The sequence below is a fragment of the Arhodomonas sp. KWT genome, from assembly GCF_010993615.1.
Genome location: NZ_WNXE01001049.1, coordinates 1 through 570, shown reverse-complemented (window position 1 = coordinate 570; position 570 = coordinate 1). Strand labels below are relative to the sequence as shown.

The window sequence follows — 570 nt, the reverse complement described above, 5'->3', positions numbered from 1 at the left end:
CACTTCACCTTCGGCATGCGCGTGGTGCGCCAGATCATGCAGGAGGAGGGCGTGCGCCCGGACCCGGCCGCGGTCACTGCCATGTGGGAGGAGGCGGACGAGGCCGAGCGGGCCTATGCCGATTACCTCCTCGGCGACCCGATCCTCGGCTACGACGCGGACATGCATCACGAGCAGTTCCGCTTCGTCGCCAACCGCCGGGCGCGCAAGGTCGGCCTGGATGAACCCTTCCCCGGCGCGCGCAACGCCCTGCCATGGCTCGACGAGCAGGCAAACCTGCGCAAGGAGAAGAACTTCTTCGAAACCCGGGTGACCGAGTACCAGACGGGCGGGGCCCTGAGCTGGGAGTGATCCCATCCCTGTGCATGGCAATGAGAATCATTGTCATGCACAGGGATCCCCTGTATACTTCTCACGTCGCGGTCGTGGTGGCGTACGTCAGGACGTCCCCCGGTTCGTCGCCCCAGACGGGCTAGTCAGCATTAGCGTGCACCCCACGGCCGCGATCCTTTCAAGCAGTCGAGATACCCGGGGCAACGGCGGGGACGCTCCCGCATTGCGCTTACGCCA

At 65.8% G+C, this 570-nt stretch carries 1 pseudogene; it reads left to right on the top strand.

Annotated elements, in window-relative coordinates:
* A pseudogene (locus G7A99_RS24085) lies at window positions 1–351 on the top strand (ribonucleotide reductase); the annotation flags it as partial.
* Window positions 352–570: the final 219 nt, after the last annotated feature.